Origin of the sequence: Aquabacterium sp. (assembly GCF_049274795.1) — a bacterium.
Classification (GTDB): Bacteria; Pseudomonadota; Gammaproteobacteria; order Burkholderiales; family Burkholderiaceae_C; genus Aquabacterium.
The window spans coordinates 1-17,450 of sequence record NZ_JBASTH010000026.1 but is presented as its reverse complement, the minus strand read 5'-3'; the positions used below and the strand labels follow the sequence as shown (position 1 = coordinate 17,450).

Here is a 17,450-nt window from a genome sequence, read left to right as displayed (position 1 = left end):
CTCAGGCCGCCTTCTTGTTGTTCAGTTGCTCGATCACCTCGTCGGCCCAGGCCTTGGGGGCCATCGGGAAGCCCAGGCGGGCCCGGCTGTCGAGGTAGCTGGCCGCCACGGCTCGGGCCAGGTTGCGAATGCGGCCGATGTAGGCGGCGCGCTCGGTCACCGAGATCGCACCGCGCGCATCGAGCAGGTTGAAGGTGTGGGCAGCCTTGAGCACCTGCTCGTACGCTGGCAGCGCCAACTGCTGTTCCATCAGGTACTTGGCCTGCGTCTCGTAGTTGGTGAAGGCACCCAGCAGGAACTCGACGTTGCTGTGCTCGAAGTTGTAGGTGGACTGTTCCACCTCGTTCTGGTGGAACACATCGCCGTATTTCACGATGTTCCCGGCCGGATCCTGCGAATAGACCAGGTCGTACACGCTCTCGACACCCTGCAGGTACATGGCCAGGCGTTCCAGGCCATAGGTGATCTCGCCGGTGATGGGCTTGCAGTCAATACCCCCCACCTGCTGGAAGTAGGTGAACTGCGTCACTTCCATGCCGTTGAGCCAGACCTCCCAGCCCAGGCCCCAGGCGCCCAACGTGGGGTTCTCCCAGTCGTCTTCGACGAAGCGGATGTCGTTCTTTTTGAGGTCGAAACCCAGGGCCTCCAGCGAACCGAGGTACAGCTCCAGGATGTTGGCTGGCGCAGGCTTGAGCACCACCTGGTACTGGTAGTAGTGCTGCAGGCGGTTGGGGTTCTCGCCGTAGCGGCCATCCTTGGGGCGGCGGCTGGGCTGCACGTAGGCGGCCTTCCAGGGCTCCGGGCCCAGGGCGCGCAGGAAGGTGGCCGTGTGGCTGGTGCCTGCCCCTACTTCCATGTCGTAGGGTTGCAGCAGCGCGCAGCCCTGGGCGTCCCAGTAGCTTTGCAGACGCAGGATCAGTTGCTGGAAGGTCAGCATGTCGATGGCCTTGGAAATGTCTTCAAAAGGTCCGGCGGCGGTGTGCCGCGAACCGAACACGTCATTTTAAGGGGCTACCCAGGCTGTGCCACAGCCTGGCAGGCGGCGCATACCTGGGCCCAGCCCCGATCAGGATGCCGGCCGGCGCGTCACCGCCACGATCAGCACCACCGCCAGACCGATCAGCGGCCACAGCCCCCACGGGCCGGCCCAGCGGGCAAACGGTGTCAGGCCGGTGGTGCCCTGCACCTGCGCGTACAACACACCCTGGGTGTTGGTGGCCAGCAGGTCAGTGACTACACCGCGGTGATCGATCACCACCGTGGCGCCGGTGTTGGTCGAGCGAATGGTCGGGCGCTGGAACTCCAGCGAGCGCAGCCGGGCGATCTGCAGATGCTGGTGGATGGCGACCTCCTCACCGAACCAGGCCAGGTTGCTCACATTGGCCAGGATGGTGGGCGCCGGCGTGAGCGCCCCGGTGAAGCGGGCCGCCAGTTCCTCGCCGAACAGATCCTCGTAGCAGATGTTGGGCGCCACCCACTGTCCCGCCACCTCGAACGAAGGCGCATTGCGCGGCCCCTGGGTGAAATCACCCAGGGGCATGTTCATCATGTCGACGAACCAGCGAAAGCCCCAGGGGATGAACTCGCCGAACGGCACCAGGTGATGCTTGTTGTAGCGAAAGACGCCCCCCTCCAGCCCCACCGTGCCGCGCGACACACCCACCACCGAGTTGGTGTAGCCATGCTCGAAGCTGCCCAGCGGCACGCCGATCAGAGCGGCGCGATCGCTTTTCTGGAAAGGCTTGAGCAAGGCCGCCCAGAAGCCCTCGGGCAGATCCGAGGGCAGGAGCGGGATGGCTGTCTCGGGCGCCACGATCAGGTCACCCTTGGCCGACACCAGTTGCGTGGCATGCCAGATCAGCGCCTCACCCTGGTGCTGCGGCTCGAATTTTTCACTTTGCGGCACATTGCCCTGCAGCAAGGCCACGGACAGCGGACGGCCATGGATCTGCACGAAGCTCAATGACGGCAGCACGGCATGGGCGATGCCCAGCGCCGCCACCCCGCCCACCAGGGCGATGCGGGCCTTGCCTCCGGCCCGCAACACCACGACCAGCACCAAAGCGGCCACCAGGGTCACCAGCACCTGCCCCATGCCATAGACACCCACCCAGGGCGCCAACCTCGCGAACGGCGAATCGAGCAACGCGTAACCGCTGGCCGCCCAGGGAAAGCCCGTGAAGATCAGCGCGCGCGCCGCTTCCGCCAGCAGCCACAGGCCGCCCAGCAGCAGCGCATCAGCCGCCCAGCGGCGGCGACGCCAGCGCCCCCAAGCCGCGCACGCCAGGGCCAGGTACAGGGACAAGGCCGCGCACAGCAGCAGCACCGCCCCGCCAGCCAGCCAGGAGGGCAGCCCCCCGTAACGGTGCAGGCTGACGAACATCCAGCCCGTGCCCCCCACCAGCCAGACCGTGCCGAAGCCCCAGCCTGCCCAGGCGCCCTGCATGGGCCGCTCGGCACGGTGCAGCACCAGCACCAGGGCCGCCAAGGCCAGCACGCTCATCGCGACCGGACCCGCCGGGGTCAGATGGGCCACGGCCGGGTAGAACGCCAGAGCCTGGAGAACGCCCGCCAAGGCACCCACCGCCAGCCAGCGCAGGCCGCTCACGCCGCGCCGCGTCATGCCTGCGCGCCTCACGCTTCGTCCACCGTGTCGCCGCCAGGACGCAGAGGGGTCACCTTGAACCACCGCACCGCTCCGCCGCGCGCCAGCATCACCGTGAAGCGCAACCCGCCCACCTTGATGATCTCGCCACGCCGCGGCACATGCCCCAGCTCGTGCGCGACCAGTCCGCCGATGGTGTCGAAATCCTCTTCCGGCAGCGCCGTTTCGAACACCTCGTTCACCGATGAGATCAGGGTATCGCCCGCCACCCGCTGGCTGCCATCAGCCAGGGTGAAGATGCTGGTGTCGCTGGTTTCGTCGTCGAATTCGTCCTCGATTTCGCCCACGATCTCCTCGAGCACGTCCTCGATGGTGATCAGGCCCGCCGTGCGGCCGAACTCGTCGATCACGATGGCCAGGTGGCTGCGGTTGGTACGGAAATCGCGCAGCAACTCGTTCAGCCCCTTGGATTCGGGCACGAACATGGGCGCGCGCAACAAGGTGCGCAGGTTCAGCTCGGGGGCACGCTGCAGCTTGAGCAGATCCTTGGCCAGCAGCACGCCGATGATGTTGTCGCGACTGCCCTCGTACACCGGGAAACGCGAATGCGCCGTGTCGATGATGAAGTGCAGCAACTCTTCGTAAGGCGCCTGGATGTCCAGCATGTCCATGCGGCGCACGGCCACCATGACATCGCCGGCCGTCATGCCGGCCATCCGGATCACCCCCTCCAGCATCACCCGCGATTCGGGCTCGATCAACTCGCGCTGTTCGGCCTCGGCCAGGGATTCGATCAGCTCGTCCGTGGAGTCGGGGCCGGGCGAAATGAATTCGACCACGCGCTCGAAAAGGGTACGGCGGTCCTTGTGGGCGCCGGGACGGCTGGATTTGTCGGCGCGAGGGGGCCGACTCTGGGAGGGTTCGGACACGGAGGGCGGTGTCGTGGTTGAGACACACCAAGAATAGCGCAACCCTGTGGCCACACAGGCTCACCCATGGGGCTACACTTGTGTTATGAGCCTGATTCCCGTCACCATCCTTACCGGCTTCCTGGGCAGTGGCAAGACCACCCTGCTCAAACGCATCCTCACCGAGGCGCATGGCCAGAAGATCGCCGTCATCGAAAACGAGTTCGGCGAAGAAAACATCGACAACGACATCCTCGTGTCCGACACGCAGGAGCAGATCATCCAGATGAGCAACGGCTGCGTCTGCTGCACCATCCGTGAGGATCTGCGCACCACGCTGACCGACCTCGCCGCCAAGAAGCGCGCCGGCGAGGTGTCGTTCGAGCGCGTCGTGATCGAAACCACCGGCCTGGCGGACCCCGGCCCCGTGGCGCAGACCTTCTTCATGGACGACGACATCGCCGACCAGTACCTGCTGGACGCCATCGTCACCCTGGTGGATGCCAAGCACGCCGAAGGGCAGTTGGACACCCGCCAGGAAGTGCGCCGCCAGATCGGTTTCGCCGACCAGATCTTCATCAGCAAGACCGACCTGGTGCCTGCCGCCGAGGTCGATGCCCTGGCCCACCGCATCAAGCACATGAACCCCCGTGCACCGCAAAAGCGCGTGCATTTCGGCGAAGTGAGCATCGGCGAGGTGTTCGACCTGCGCGGCTTCAACCTGAACGCCAAGCTGGAGATCGACCCCGATTTCCTCAAGGACGACAGCCACGACCACGGTCACCACCATCACGAGCATGGCCCGGATTGCGGCCATGACCATGGCGACCATGAACACGGTGAGCACTGCGACCACCCACACCACCATCGCCACGACGACGACGTCAAGTCCTTCGTGTTCAAGTCCAACCGGCCCTTCAACCCCACCAAGCTGGAGGATTTCCTGGGCTCGGTGGTGCAGATCTACGGCCCGCGCATGCTGCGCTACAAGGGCGTGCTCAACGTGATGGGCATGGACCGCAAGGTCGTGTTCCAGGGCGTGCACCAGATGATGGGCAGCGATGTGGGCCCCAAGTGGGCCCCGGGCGAAACCAAGATCAGCAAGATGGTGTTCATCGGGCTGGACCTGCCCCAAGACCTGCTGAGAGCAGGTCTGGAAGGCTGCCTGGTCTGAACGTGGCTACAATGCCGCGCGCTCCCGCTTTGGCGGGGCACGACAATGGAGCGGTCGGGGTCTCGTGCCACTGACCCCGCCATCCAGCTGATGGAACGTGTTTTTCGGGAAGGAGGATCCTGTGACCAAGACCACAGCCAAGGCGGCCGACAAGGCAGCAGCGCCCAAGGCGTCTGCCAAGACCGCCGCCGAGAAAGCGCCGGCCAAGACGCCGGCAACGGCCAAGGCTGCGCCTAAAACCGCTCCATCCTCCGCTTCCCCAGCCACCAAGGCGGGCAAGCCGGCCAGCCGGTCGGCCGCCCCCCCGGCTCAAGCTTCGGCCCCAAGTGCCGAATCCGCAGTATCTGCATCCAAGGTTTCCCAGAACATGCCCACTACAGCGACCAAGGTCGACTCCAAACTCGCCAACGCCTGGAAAACCAAATCGGGCCGTGAACTGACCGACGCCGAGCTGCTGGCCATGCCCGACAGCGAGTACATGAGCGACAAGCAGCAGGAAGCCTTCCGCACCCGCCTGGAAGCCCTGAAGGACGATCTGCTGTCCAACGCCGGTGAAACCACCGAGCACCTGCGCGAAGACACCTCCATCGTCCCCGATCCGGCCGACCGTGCCACCATCGAGGAAGAACACGCCCTAGAGCTGCGCACCCGCGACCGCGAGCGCAAGCTGCTCAAGAAGATCTCCCAGGCCCTGACCCGCCTTGAATCCGGCGACTACGGCTACTGCGACGAAACCGGCGAGCCCATCGGCCTGGGCCGACTGCTGGCCCGCCCCACGGCCACGCTGTCGCTTGAAGCACAACAGCGCCGCGAACTCAAGCAGAAGATGTTCGGAGACTGACGCCCTGCCCCGGGTGTCATACTGGCCGTACCCATGAGCAAGGACACGAGCAACTTTCTGCGCAAGGTCGTCAAGTTCGTGTCCCATCCGGCCACGGACTGGACTGAGCTCGATTCCAACGCGACCGACAACCGCGAAAGCGAGTACGCCAAGGCTGAGATCAAAGCCATGATCGAGCGCAAGCGGCGCAACGACTTCGTGCGCAAGCGCGAGCTCGACATGCTGCGCAAGATCCGCCGCGAGGGCTTGAGCCACGACAGCGCACTGGCCCTGACCAGCCCGTCCAACCTGGACTCCGAGTCCTCCAAGATCAACAGCGGCAGCGCCAAGTCGGACGTCACCGTCAAGGCCAAGATCGACGCCATCGAGCAGCAGATGGTGGGTGCCGGAGAGCCCCGCCGCCCGGTGCACAACGGCGACACCTCGCCGCCCACCCTGCCCGGCGGCATGCCCGCCGACGGCTACGCGGCCACCCGCCCCTTCAGCCCGACAGACATCCCCACCCAGCCCATGCAGGCGCCTGATGCGCCCACCACGGTGCCGGAGAGCGTGCTGATCTCGGCCCGCACCGAGGTGCCCCGCATGCCTGGCGAGCCGCCCATCGTCCGCGGCCCCGTGCACTCGCCTCTGGCGCCCACGGGCTTCACCAACGCCTTCGCGGTCGACGTCAACGAGATCACGCACGATTCCGAGCTGGACGAGGCTGTGATCGCCTTCGCCAATGCCGATTTCGAGCAGTGCGAACGCAACCTGATGACACTGATCCAGCCCGGCGGCCCGCGCCACGGGCAGTCGGACACCTGGATGGTGCTGTTCGATCTGTACCGCGCGCTTGATCAGCAACCCAAGTTCGACACGCTGGCCAACGCTTTCGTGCACCAGTTCGGCCTGTCGGCGCCGCAGTGGTACTCGCTGCCCGAGCGCGTGTCGCGCCATCTGGCCGCCCGCACGCAGATGGTGGCACCGGCCAGCGCCGCCACCGAGGCCAAGCCTGTCCAGGCACGGGCCGCCGTGGAAAGCACCGAGCCCCCTCTGGAAGGCTGGATCGCCCCACCCATCATGGACACCGACGCCCTGGGCCGCCTGCGCTGCGAGGTGCTGCAGTTGCCCCGCCCCTGGGTGATGGACTGGGCTGGCGTCGAGGCGATCACGCCCGAAGCCGCCGGCCTGCTGCACAAGCAGTTCAAGGACTGGGGGCTCGAACCCCTGCACATGACCTGGATCGGCATCGACCGCCTGCTGGATGTGCTCATCGAGATGTCGCCCACCGGCAACCGCGACGCCGACCCGGACATCTGGATGCTGCGCCTGGAGCTGCTGCGCCTGGCCAACCGCCCCGACCAGTTCGACGAAGCGGCCATCGACTACTGCGTCACCTACGAGCTGTCGCCCCCCTCCTGGGAGGCGCCTCAATGCAGCGTCAAGCTGATCCGTGACGCCGCCTGCACGCAGACCGTCTCGCTCAGCCACATCGGCGATGTCTCCACCAGCTTCGTCGAATCCATCCTGCACGATGACATCGAGTTCATCCAGGTGGCCTCGCTGGAGCTGTCCGGCCAGCTCAGCGGCGACATCGGCAGCACCCTGTCGGAGCTGGACACCCAGCTCGGCGCCAGCGTGGCCGTACAGCTCGACTGCGCCCACCTGATCCGGGTGGACTTCATCGCCGCCGGCGATCTGCTGAACTGGGTGCTGGCACGCAGCGCCGAGAACCGCACCGTCAACTTCGTGAACCCGCACCGTCTGGTCGCCCTCTTCTTTGGCGCCATGGGCATCACCGAGCACGCCAAGGTCAAGCTCCAACTGGTCTAATAGAGGCCATGGAAAACTATCACGGCACGACCATCGTGAGCGTGCGCCGCCGCACCGCCGCGGGCACCTGGCAGGTGTCCATGGGTGGCGACGGCCAGGTCACCCTGGGCCACATCGTCGTCAAGGCCAGCGCGCGCAAGGTGCGCCGCCTGTACCGCGAACAGGTACTGGCGGGCTTCGCGGGCGCCACCGCCGACGCCTTCACCCTGTTCGAACGCTTCGAGGCCAAGCTCGAGAAGCACCAGGGCCACCTGGCCCGCGCTGCGGTCGACCTCACGCGCGACTGGCGCACGGACCGCGTGCTGCGCCGCCTAGAGGCCATGCTGGCCGTGGCCGACCGCGAAAGCTCGCTCATCATCACCGGCAACGGCGATGTGCTGGAGCCCGAGATGGGCGTCATCGCCATCGGCTCCGGCGGCGCCTACGCCCAGGCGGCCGCGCGTGCCCTGCTGCAGAACACGGAACTCGGCGCCGCCGAGGTGGTCAAGAAATCGCTGGAGATCGCAGGCGACCTGTGCATCTACACCAACCAGAACCACACACTAGAAACACTGGATTGATGCTCACATGAGCGCCATGACCCCGCAAGAAATCGTCAGCGAACTCGACAGCCACATCATTGGCCAGAAGAACGCCAAGCGCGCCGTCGCCATCGCCCTGCGCAACCGCTGGCGCCGCCAGCAGGTCGAGCAGCCCATGCGCGGCGAGATCACGCCCAAGAACATCCTGATGATCGGCCCCACCGGCGTGGGCAAGACCGAAATCGCCCGCCGCCTGGCCAAACTGGCCGATGCGCCTTTCGTGAAGGTCGAGGCCACCAAGTTCACCGAGGTGGGCTACGTGGGCAAGGACGTGGACACCATCGTTCGCGACCTGGTCGAGGTGGCCATCAAGCAGGAACGCGCCCACCAGATCAAGCTGCAGCGCATGCGCGCCGAGGACGCCGCCGAAGAGCGCCTGCTCGATGTGCTGGTGCCCCCACCGCGCCATGACGTGGGCTTCACGGCCAGCCCAAGCGGCGACAGCACCGCCCGCCAGGTGATGCGCAAACGCCTGCGCGAAGGCACGCTGGACGACAAGGAAATCGAACTGGAGCTGGCCGAGGCCAAGCCCACGGTCGAGATCATGGGCCCCGCCGGCATGGAAGACATGGCCGAGCAGCTGCGCGGCATGTTTTCGCAGATGGGCGGCGAGCGCAAGAAGCTGCGCAAGCTCAAGCTGGCCGATGCCCGCGCCCAATTGATCGAGGAAGAAGCCGGCAAGCTCGTCAACGAAGAAGACATCAAAGCCCGCGCGCTCGAAAAGGCCGAGCAGAACGGCATCGTCTTCATTGACGAGATCGACAAGGTGGCCGGCCGTGGCGCAGAGAGCCAGGGCGGTGAGGTGTCGCGCCAGGGCGTGCAGCGCGACCTGCTGCCTCTGGTCGAAGGCACCACGGTGAACACCAAGTATGGCATGGTGCGCACCGACCATATCCTGTTCATCGCCTCGGGAGCTTTCCACCTGAGCCGCCCCAGTGATCTGATCCCCGAGTTGCAAGGCCGCTTCCCGATCCGGGTGGAGCTGCAATCGCTGTCCGTGGACGATTTCGAGGCCATCCTCACGCAGCCCAGCGCCAGCCTGATCAAGCAGTACCAGGCCCTGCTGTCGGCCGAAGGCGTGACGCTGGAGTTCACATCAGACGCGATCCGCCGCATCGCCCAGATCGCCTTCGAGGTGAACGAGCGCACAGAGAACATCGGCGCGCGCCGCCTGTCGACCGTGATGGAGCGCCTGCTGGAAGAACTCAGCTTCAGCGCGCCCAACCTGTCGGGTCAGACACGCTCGATCGATGGCGCTCAGGTGGACACCAGCCTGGGTGAGCTGGCGCGCAACGAGGATCTCTCGCGCTTCATCCTCTGAGCCAGGGGCCTGGCGGCGCTTTTATGGCACCTTAACGGCGCCCGCCCGGCTCAGCCTGCAGCCGCAGCAGGATTCAGGAGGTCTCGCGCCCCAGCGCCTGCTCGTGCGCCAGCACCAGCAGCCCCTGGAAGATCAGGTGCTCTACAAAGCGCACCGGCAACTCTTCGGCCAGCGATAGCAGCTTGGGCGCCGCCCCACCGGACATCAACAGCAAGGGATCGCTGCCCTCCCGACGCGCCAGGCGGCGGTAGCTGCGCTCGATGGCCCCCGCGATGGCATCCGTGCCGCCGCTGGTCAGCGCATCGCTGGTGTTGGTCGGGAATTCCGTGGCTGAGCCCATGGGCACCTTGAGGCCCGCCGTGCCCGTTTCCAGCGCGCGCAGCATCAGGCCGAAGCCGGGCATGATCGATCCACCCAGGAAATGACCCTTGCTGTCCAGCGCATCGATGGTGACGGCCGTGCCGATCATGATGACAAGCGCGGCGGCTTTGGAGGGGCCCAGCTCCCGGCTTTCATGGCGAGCCCCCACCAGGGCGGCCCAGCGATCAGCCCCCAGGCGGTGGGGATGGTCATAGCCGTTGATGACACCGCCCGCCCGTGAGGTGGCCACCAGCCAGTGCGGTGACAGGCCCCAGCGGCTCAGGTGCTCTTCGACCCGGCGCTTGATGGCTTCGCCAGCCACCACACAGCCCAGCATGCCTTGCGGACGTGGCAAGTGCTTCCAGGTCGTCTCCCACAGGCCGTCGATGTCTTCCAGAACAACGGCGCCTTGCTCCAGCAGGGGCGCCTCGGGATGGGCTTGCGCATACACCCCCCACTTGAGGCGGGTGTTGCCAATGTCGATCACCAGGAACGTCATGGGTATGGGTATGAACCGGCACATTCCTCTCCAGAAATCTCGTGGAATGTGCCCGGGTGGGGCAATGCCTCGGCTTGTGGCCGCGAGGTCTGGGGCGATTCTGCCTGCAAGCGGCACACCGCTTGCCCTGAGAGGCCAAAGGATGTGGTTTTTTGAAGGCACGCGCCGCGCGAAGTCCGGAAATGACCACTGGCCAACAGCACAACAAAAGGGTTAACCCTTGGATTATCATTCGTTAAACAACAAGGAGCCGCGCATGAAGAAACACCTCGCCGCCTGGGCCCTCGCCGGCCTGAGCGCCCTTTGCAGCCCCGCCACCTGGGCCGCCGTGGAGTTGGAAGGCGTGCGCTTCGAGGACACCATCCAGGTGGCCAACCAGCCGCTGCAACTCAACGGCGCGGGCGTACGGGTCAAGCTGGTGGTGGATGTGTACGCCGCCAGCCTGTACCTGCCGCACAAGGGCAGCACCCTGGAAGAGGCGCTTGACCAGCCCGGCGCCAAGAGCGTGCACACCGTGTTGCTGCGCGATGTGTCTGCGCAGGACTTCGTGGGCGCCCTGATGAAGGGCTTCAAGGCCAACAACCCGCCCGAGGTGTACGAGCGCTTCCTGCCACGGCTGCAGGATCTGGGCCATCTGATGGAAGAGACTGGCTCGGCCCGTAAGGGCACGCTGGTGCGGATCGACTACCTGCCGCAGACGGGCACCCGCATCTACGTGGACGGCAAGCGCCAGGGCTCCGATATGCCCGACGAAGCCTTCTTCAAAGGCCTGCTGCGCATCTGGCTGGGCCCCAAGCCTGTCGATGCCGATCTCAAGGCCGCCCTGCTGGGACGCAAATAGTGCCGCAACAAGGGGCTGATCCAGGCATCAGGCAGGGTGCGCCCCCTTGCGCCCTTTTGCAGATTTGTCGATAACAGGGTATCGATTCTTTGATCGCCGATCCCATGATCGATCACGCCCTGCCCAACCTTGCCGCATGGATCCATGCCCTGGAGGATGCGGACATCCCGGTGCTGCCCGGCACGGCGCTCAACATCGCCGCCCTGCATGAGCAGGAAGAGGCCAAAGGCAACGTGGACGCGCACCTGCTCACCCAGGAGATCAACAGCGATCCGCTGATGACCCTGAAGGTGCTGGTGCATGTGTCGCGCTACTGCACCCGCCTCAATGTGGAGCCGCCGGAAACCCTCACCGGCGCCATCCTGATGCAGGGCATCGAGCCCTTCTTCAAGGCCTTCGTGGGCTTGCCCACCACGCAGACCTGGTTCGAGGGCAACCCCACGGCGCTCGAGGGCCTGCACAAGGTGGTGCTGAGAGCCCGGCGCGCGGCTCATTTCGCCTACAGCTTCGCCCTGCATCGGCAGGATGAGGATGCCGTGATCATCCACGAGGCGGCGATGCTGCACAGCTTCGTCGACATGATGCTGTGGTGCCATGCCCCGCGGCTGGCCCAGTTGCTGGCCGACCGACTGGAGCAGGACACAGCCTTGCGATCAGCCGATGCCCAGCAGTCGATCCTCGGCGTGCGCTTGATCGACTTGGCACCAGAGCTGATGTGCGTGTGGCAGTTGCCGGATCTGCTGATCCGCTGCACGGACGAGCGCCATGCCCGCCACCCGCAGGTGCGCAACGTGATGCTGGCGGTGCGGGTGGCCCGCCACACGCAGTACGGTTGGGACAACCCCCACGCCCAGGCCGCCCTGCCCGACGACGTGGCCGATCTGGCCGAGTTGCTCAACCTGTCGCCGGAAGCCGCCTACCGCAAGGTGCACGACCTCGACGAGTGAAGCGGCAGCCCGAGCAACGGGCCGCGCTCTTCAGCGCACCGTCACCGACGAGCGCATGGCCTGCGCGGCCCCTGCGCCAATAGAGGCGCCAAAGCGCTTGGCCAGGCGCTCGGCCAGGTTTTCCTTGACGGTGTAGTCAATGATGTCCTCGGACTTGACCACGTCGCGCGCCACGGAATCCAGGCTGCCCAGGTGATCGGCCAGGCCCAGCTTGACGGCCTCTTCACCGTTCCAGAACAGGCCCGAGAAGGTGTCGGGCGTTTCCTTCAGGCGCTTGCCACGGCCATCGCGCACCACCTTGATGAACTGTTGGTGGATCTGGTCGAGCATGCTCTGCGCCAGCGCGTCCTGGTTGGGGTTGCGCGGCGAGAACGGATCCAGCATGCTCTTGTTGGCGCCCGCCGTCAGCAGACGGCGCTCGACGCCGAACTTCTCCATCGCGCCCGTGAAGCCGAAGCCGTCCATCAGCACGCCGATGGAGCCCACCAGCGAGGCCTTGTCCACGTAGATCTGGTCAGCAGCCACGGCGATGTAGAAGGCGGCCGAGGCGCACATCTCTTCGCACACGGCGTAGACCTTCTTCTTGTGGATGGCCTTGAGGCGCCGGATCTCGTCGTTGATCAGGCCGGCCTGCACCGGGCTGCCGCCGGGCGAGTTCAGGCGCAACACGATGGCCTTGGCCCCCGCATCCTGGAAGGCGCTGCGCAGCGCCGAATTGAGGTTGTCCGCGTTGGCATCGGCATCCACGCCGATCTCGCCACGCACCTCCACCAGCGCCGTGTGCGGCGTGGTCGGCGCGGAGCTGGAAGGCATGCTCTGCAGCGATCCCCAGATCAGCGCCATCAGCAGGCCCGTCCAGAGGATGCGCCAGAACCAACGCCAGCGGCGCTGGCTGCGCTGCTCGGCCAGGTAGGCGCGGGCGAATTCGTTGAGCAGCTGTTGCTGCACAGCCCCTCCCTGGGGCGACGAGGTGGAATCAATGCTCATGCTCAGAACACCGGTTGGAATTGATCGTCAGGATACCAATAGACCTGTCCGCCGCGCTCTTCCAGGCGAATCGAAATGAGTTTCTTGCCCCTGCAGGGCCCCATCACGCACAGGCCGTTGGGCGGATCGTACAGGGCGCCATGCACCGCGCAGATGATGAAGCGCTTGTCCATGTCCCAGAAATCACCGGGCTGCCAGTCCAACTCGGTGGGCACGTGGGCACAGCGGTTCAGGTAGCCCACGGCCTGGTTGTCGAAGCGCACGGCAAAGGCGTTCAAGACCACCCCGAACTCCATCACCTCGAAGGTGACGGAGCCTTCGCATTCCTTCAGGTCGGCCGACTCGCACAGGTACTGCGCCTCGAGGTTGAGCTCAGGCATGGGCATGCAGCCAGTCTTGCAGCTCGGCCACCGAATGGGCCACCAGCCGGGTCGGGAAGGCGGCAAAGGCAGCAGGTTCATGCGCACCGTAGGACACGGCGATCGAGGCCGTGCCGGCATTGACGGCCATCTGCAGATCGTGCGTGGTGTCGCCAATCATCAGGGTGCGCTCGGGCTCGACGCCGAACTCGCGCATCAGCTCCATCAGCATCTGCGGGTTGGGCTTGGAGCGGGTTTCATCGGCCGTGCGGGTGCCATCGAAGACATCACGCAGTTGCACATGCTGCAGCGCTTCGTTCAGGCCCTGACGGCTCTTGCCGGTGGCCACGGCCAGCCAATGCTGCCGCGCCTTGAGCATGGCCAGCATCTCCAGCGTGCCCTCGAACAGGCTGAGCTGGTGCTGGCTGGCGAAGTAATGGTGGCGATAGCGCAAGCCCAGTTCCGGCACGCGAGCCGGCTCCAGGGTGGGAGCCACGTGGGCCAGCGCATCGTGCAGGCCCAGGCCGATCACGTAAGCGGCCTCCTCGCGCGAGGGCACGGGCAGGCTCAGATCCGCACAGGCTGCCTGGATGCAGCCGGCGATCAGGGCGGTCGAATCGAACAAGGTGCCATCCCAGTCGAACACGACGAGGTCGAACTGGCGGGGGCGGTTGGTGTCCACGGTGGTCATCGACAAGTGGGGGCAGTTGGAGAGGGGGCAAGGAAGCCGACGGCTTGCGGCTCAGGCAAGATGATCCACCAGCGCCTGACATTCTGGCGGCAGAGGGGCCGTCAGGCAGAGTTCTTCACCCGTGACCGGGTGCGGCAGGCGCAGATCACGCGCATGCAGGAACATGCGGTCGAACTTGCTGCCTTCGACCAGCGAGCCACGGGCCAGGGATTTGTTCAAGGCGAAATCGCCGTACTTCTCGTCACCCACGATGGGGTGGCCCTCGTGCGCCAGGTGTACGCGGATCTGGTGGGTGCGCCCCGTCTTGATGGTGACATCCAGCAGCGAGAAGGCCTGGGCGCCCCGCTCGAACAGTTGCGCCACCTTGACCAGGGTGATGGAGCGGCGGCCGTCGTCGTCCTCGCCGCTCACGGCCTTGACACGCCGCTCGCCTTCGGCGGTGAGGAACTTGTGCAGCGCCACGTCAACCACCTTGCGCGAGGCCGGCCAGTGGCCGATCACCATGGCCGCATAGGTCTTGTGCGCGGTGCGGTGGCGGAAACAGTCCTGCAGGGTGACCAGGGCGCTGCGCTTCTTGGCCACCAGCAGCACGCCGGAGGTTTCCTTGTCCAGCCGGTGCACCAGTTCCAGGAAGCGCGCCTGCGGGCGGGCCTGACGCAATTGTTCGATCACGCCGAAGCTCACGCCGCTGCCGCCGTGCACCGCCACGCCGGCGGGCTTGTTCAGGGCGATCAGGTGGTCGTCCTCGAACAGGATGGGGAACTCTCGGGCCGGCGCGGCCGAGGCGCCCGCCTGTGCCGATTCGGCCAGGCGCACGGGTGGCACCCGCACCTCGTCGCCCAGCGTCAGGCGGGTATCGGCCGAGGCGCGCGCCTTGTTCACGCGCACCTCACCGCTGCGGATGATGCGGTAGACCAGGGTCTTGGGCGCGCCCTTGAGCGTCTTGATCAGGAAGTTGTCCAGGCGCTGGCCGTCGCTGCCCTCGTCGATGCTGAGGCGTTGCACGCTGGCCGTCTGCGCAGGCGCTGGCGGGACTGGTTGCTCGCGGACGGGGGGGGCTGCGCGGGTGGGCGCCGGCGCATTGGCGTGCGTCGTTTTTTGCGGATATTTCGCCCGATGGGACGATGTTTTCGCACCTATAATGGGCTTGGCCACGTTTGAATCAGTGTTGTGATTGTTGGATATTGCAATACAGGCAAGGCCCGGCAAGAGTGTAGCGCCCGGATGATTGTCCCGGCCCGCCGGCCTGGATTCGAACAAAGCCAAAAAGCGATGGTGATGCAGCAATGTCTGCCCGGCTTCGAGAAAACCGCCCAAGGTGCGGTTTTGCGGTCGGCAGCCTTTGTCAGAACCAGCGACGATCGAACCCACGAACAAGGTTTATGGGCTTGAGCGGTTTCAAGGGGCAACCCGCCAAAACGCTCTGGCCCGCGTCAATAAGCAAAACACATGATGGGGCCCTCCAAGGCTTGTGTCGCCGATACCCCCCGCCTGGCCACGTTCCGCACGACGGACGTGATCGCCTGCGAGCGGGCGCGGTCGCGCCGCACCCGGATGTCCCGCCCCTTCATTCATGGCACCTCCCACCCTCTGCAGCAGCACCTCATGCCAAAGGCCCAGGCCTTGTGGGCATGCCGGCGGCCGCCTGCGCGCGTGTCCGGCTGCCTCGTGTCTACGCCATTGACGCACGCGCCCCTGCCCCGCTGACACATGCGCCACCATCAAAGCGCGTCGGTCGAGGCCCAGGCAATTCCTTACCCGGTTCCGTCTCGTTGATTCGTGCATGAAGCAGTGCCCCGGCCTTCTGGTCTGGGTACGTCGAGGTATCGTCCGGCGCCATCCCGGACGGCCTCGCTGTCACTGGAGTGCACATGAAGCGCATGCTGATCAACGCCACGCAGCCCGAAGAACGGCGCCTGGCCATTGTCGACGGACAGAAACTGCTCGACTTCGAAACCGAAATCGAAGGGCGCGAACAGCGCAAGGGCAATATCTACAAAGCCGTCGTGACGCGCGTCGAGCCTTCGCTCGAAGCCTGTTTCGTCGATTACGGTGAAGACCGCCACGGCTTCCTGCCGTTCAAGGAAATCTCCCGCCAGTATTTCAAGGAAGGCGCGGAAGTCCGCTCGGCCAAGATCCAGGACGTGATCAAGGAAGGCCAGGAACTGCTGGTCCAGGTCGAAAAGGAGGAACGCGGCAACAAGGGCGCCGCCCTGACCACCTTCGTCTCGCTGGCCGGCCGCTACCTGGTGCTGATGCCCAACAACCCGCGTGGCGGTGGCGTGAGCCGCCGCATCGAGGGCGATGACCGCGAAGAACTCAAAGAGGCAATGGACCAGCTCGAATACCCCAAGGGTATGAGCCTGATCGCCCGCACCGCCGGCATCGGCCGCAGTGCCGCCGAGCTGCAGTGGGACCTGAACTACATGCTCAAGCTGTGGTCGGCCATCGATGGCGCCGCACGCGAGGGCAAGGGCGCCTTCCTGATCTACCAGGAATCGTCGCTGGTGATCCGCGCCATCCGCGATTACTTCACCGCCGACATCGGCGAGATCCTGATCGACACGGACGACATCTACGAGCAGGCCAAGCAGTTCATGCTGCACGTCATGCCCGACACGGCCAACCGCGTGAAGCGTTACCGTGACGATGCCGCCCTGTTCTCGCGCTTCCAGATCGAGCACCAGATCGAGACGGCCTTCAGCCGCACGGTGAACCTGCCTTCCGGCGGCGCCATCGTGATCGATCACACCGAGGCCCTGGTCTCGGTGGACGTGAACTCCGCCCGCGCCACCCGCGGCAGCGACATCGAAGAAACCGCCTTTCGCACCAACCTGGAAGCAGCGGATGAAATCGCTCGCCAGATGCGTCTTCGGGACCTGGGCGGGCTGATCGTTGTCGACTTCATCGACATGGAAGAAGGCAAGAACCGTCGCGAGGTGGAACAACGCCTGCGCGACGCCCTGCGCTTCGACCGTGCCCGCGTACAGTTCAGCTCCATCAGCAAGTTCGGCCTGCTGGAGATGTCTCGCCAGCGCCTGCGCCCCGCTCTGTCCGAAGGCAGCCACATCACCTGCCCGCGCTGCAACGGCACGGGCCACATCCGCGACACCGAATCGTCGGCGCTGCAGATCCTGCGCATCATTCAAGAAGAATCGATGAAGGACAGCACCTCGGCCGTGCACGTGCAGGTGCCGGTGGAAGTGACCTCCTTCCTGCTGAACGAAAAGCGCACCGAGATCACCAAGATCGAGCTCAAGCAGCGCGTGACCGTGCTGCTGGTGCCCAACAAGCACATCGAGACCCCGAACTACAAGCTGGAGCGCCTGCGTCACGACGACCCGCGTCTGGAAAACATCCAGGCCAGCTACACGATGATCGAGGAGCCGGACGACGAGGTGGGCATCACCCGCCGCCGAGATGCCAGCGAACGGGCCAAGCCCAAGCAGGAACCGGTGATCAAGGGCGTGCTGCCCGACCAGCCGGCCCCCGTGGCGCCGCCCAAGCCCGAGCCTGCCCCCGCC

General features: G+C 65.6%; 16 protein-coding genes. 8 read left to right on the top strand and 8 right to left on the bottom strand.

Annotated elements, in window-relative coordinates; genetic code table 11:
- Position 1 precedes the first annotated feature (1 nt).
- The 3 genes from glyQ to WAQ08_RS03180 all read right to left on the bottom strand — a co-directional run bounded on the left by glyQ (position 2) and on the right by WAQ08_RS03180 (position 3,534).
- Entirely contained in the window at positions 2-937 is a 936-nt protein-coding gene (gene glyQ / locus WAQ08_RS03190) for a glycine--tRNA ligase subunit alpha (RefSeq protein WP_422189192.1), read from the bottom strand.
- Positions 938-1,066: 129 nt separating this feature from the next.
- Positions 1,067-2,623 (bottom strand): apolipoprotein N-acyltransferase, encoded by a 1,557-nt coding sequence (lnt, locus tag WAQ08_RS03185; protein WP_422189191.1) that lies wholly within the window; start codon positions 2,621-2,623, stop codon positions 1,067-1,069.
- Positions 2,624-2,634: 11 nt separating this feature from the next.
- Entirely contained in the window at positions 2,635-3,534 is a 900-nt protein-coding gene (locus tag WAQ08_RS03180) for an HlyC/CorC family transporter (RefSeq protein ID WP_422189190.1), read from the bottom strand.
- 85 nt (positions 3,535-3,619) lie between these two features.
- Here WAQ08_RS03180 and WAQ08_RS03175 point away from each other — a divergent pair, with 85 nt between their 5' ends.
- The 5 genes from WAQ08_RS03175 to hslU all read left to right on the top strand — a co-directional run bounded on the left by WAQ08_RS03175 (position 3,620) and on the right by hslU (position 9,242).
- Positions 3,620-4,687 (top strand): CobW family GTP-binding protein, encoded by a 1,068-nt coding sequence (locus WAQ08_RS03175; RefSeq protein WP_422189189.1) that lies wholly within the window; start codon positions 3,620-3,622, stop codon positions 4,685-4,687.
- 121 nt (positions 4,688-4,808) lie between these two features.
- Positions 4,809-5,528: an RNA polymerase-binding protein DksA gene (gene dksA, locus WAQ08_RS03170; RefSeq protein WP_422189188.1), complete on the top strand. Its 720-nt coding sequence runs from the start codon at positions 4,809-4,811 to the stop codon at positions 5,526-5,528.
- A 33-nt stretch (positions 5,529-5,561) separates the two neighbouring features.
- Positions 5,562-7,340, top strand: coding sequence for an STAS domain-containing protein (locus tag WAQ08_RS03165; protein WP_422189187.1), 1,779 nt, complete (start codon positions 5,562-5,564; stop codon positions 7,338-7,340).
- Positions 7,341-7,348: 8 nt separating this feature from the next.
- Positions 7,349-7,900 carry an ATP-dependent protease subunit HslV gene (hslV, locus tag WAQ08_RS03160; protein WP_422189186.1) on the top strand — a complete coding sequence of 184 codons (552 nt, stop codon included), beginning with the start codon at positions 7,349-7,351 and terminating at the stop codon, positions 7,898-7,900.
- A gap of 7 nt (positions 7,901-7,907) precedes the next feature.
- Positions 7,908-9,242: an ATP-dependent protease ATPase subunit HslU gene (hslU, locus tag WAQ08_RS03155; RefSeq protein WP_422189185.1), complete on the top strand. Its 1,335-nt coding sequence runs from the start codon at positions 7,908-7,910 to the stop codon at positions 9,240-9,242.
- A gap of 73 nt (positions 9,243-9,315) precedes the next feature.
- On the opposite strand, the gene WAQ08_RS03150 is transcribed toward hslU, so the two are convergent.
- Positions 9,316-10,101: a type III pantothenate kinase gene (locus WAQ08_RS03150; RefSeq protein WP_422189184.1), complete on the bottom strand. Its 786-nt coding sequence runs from the start codon at positions 10,099-10,101 to the stop codon at positions 9,316-9,318.
- A gap of 256 nt (positions 10,102-10,357) precedes the next feature.
- Between WAQ08_RS03150 and WAQ08_RS03145 the strand changes: the two genes are divergently transcribed.
- Together WAQ08_RS03145 and WAQ08_RS03140 are read left to right on the top strand one after the other, a co-directional pair.
- A complete protein-coding gene (locus WAQ08_RS03145; RefSeq protein ID WP_422189183.1) occupies positions 10,358-10,942 on the top strand; it encodes a chalcone isomerase family protein in 585 nt (194 codons plus the stop codon).
- 104 nt (positions 10,943-11,046) lie between these two features.
- Complete coding sequence (locus WAQ08_RS03140) at positions 11,047-11,889, top strand: HDOD domain-containing protein (RefSeq protein WP_422189182.1); 843 nt, start codon at positions 11,047-11,049, stop codon at positions 11,887-11,889.
- 30 nt (positions 11,890-11,919) lie between these two features.
- On the opposite strand, the gene WAQ08_RS03135 is transcribed toward WAQ08_RS03140, so the two are convergent.
- The 4 genes from WAQ08_RS03135 to WAQ08_RS03120 are packed head-to-tail and all read right to left on the bottom strand — an operon-like array spanning position 11,920 to position 14,931.
- Positions 11,920-12,876 (bottom strand): S49 family peptidase, encoded by a 957-nt coding sequence (locus WAQ08_RS03135; protein WP_422189181.1) that lies wholly within the window; start codon positions 12,874-12,876, stop codon positions 11,920-11,922.
- A gap of 2 nt (positions 12,877-12,878) precedes the next feature.
- A complete protein-coding gene (locus WAQ08_RS03130; RefSeq protein WP_422189180.1) occupies positions 12,879-13,262 on the bottom strand; it encodes a Rieske (2Fe-2S) protein in 384 nt (127 codons plus the stop codon).
- Positions 13,249-13,926, bottom strand: a complete 678-nt coding sequence (locus WAQ08_RS03125) for an HAD-IA family hydrolase (protein WP_422189179.1) — start codon at positions 13,924-13,926, stop codon at positions 13,249-13,251. Before WAQ08_RS03125 ends, WAQ08_RS03130 begins: the two co-directional genes overlap by 14 nt.
- Before the next feature lie 51 nt (positions 13,927-13,977).
- Complete coding sequence (locus WAQ08_RS03120; protein WP_422189178.1) at positions 13,978-14,931, bottom strand: RluA family pseudouridine synthase; 954 nt, start codon at positions 14,929-14,931, stop codon at positions 13,978-13,980.
- A gap of 866 nt (positions 14,932-15,797) precedes the next feature.
- Here WAQ08_RS03120 and WAQ08_RS03115 point away from each other — a divergent pair.
- On the top strand, positions 15,798-17,450 hold a 1,653-nt coding region (locus WAQ08_RS03115; RefSeq protein ID WP_422189177.1), incomplete at its 3' end, for an Rne/Rng family ribonuclease.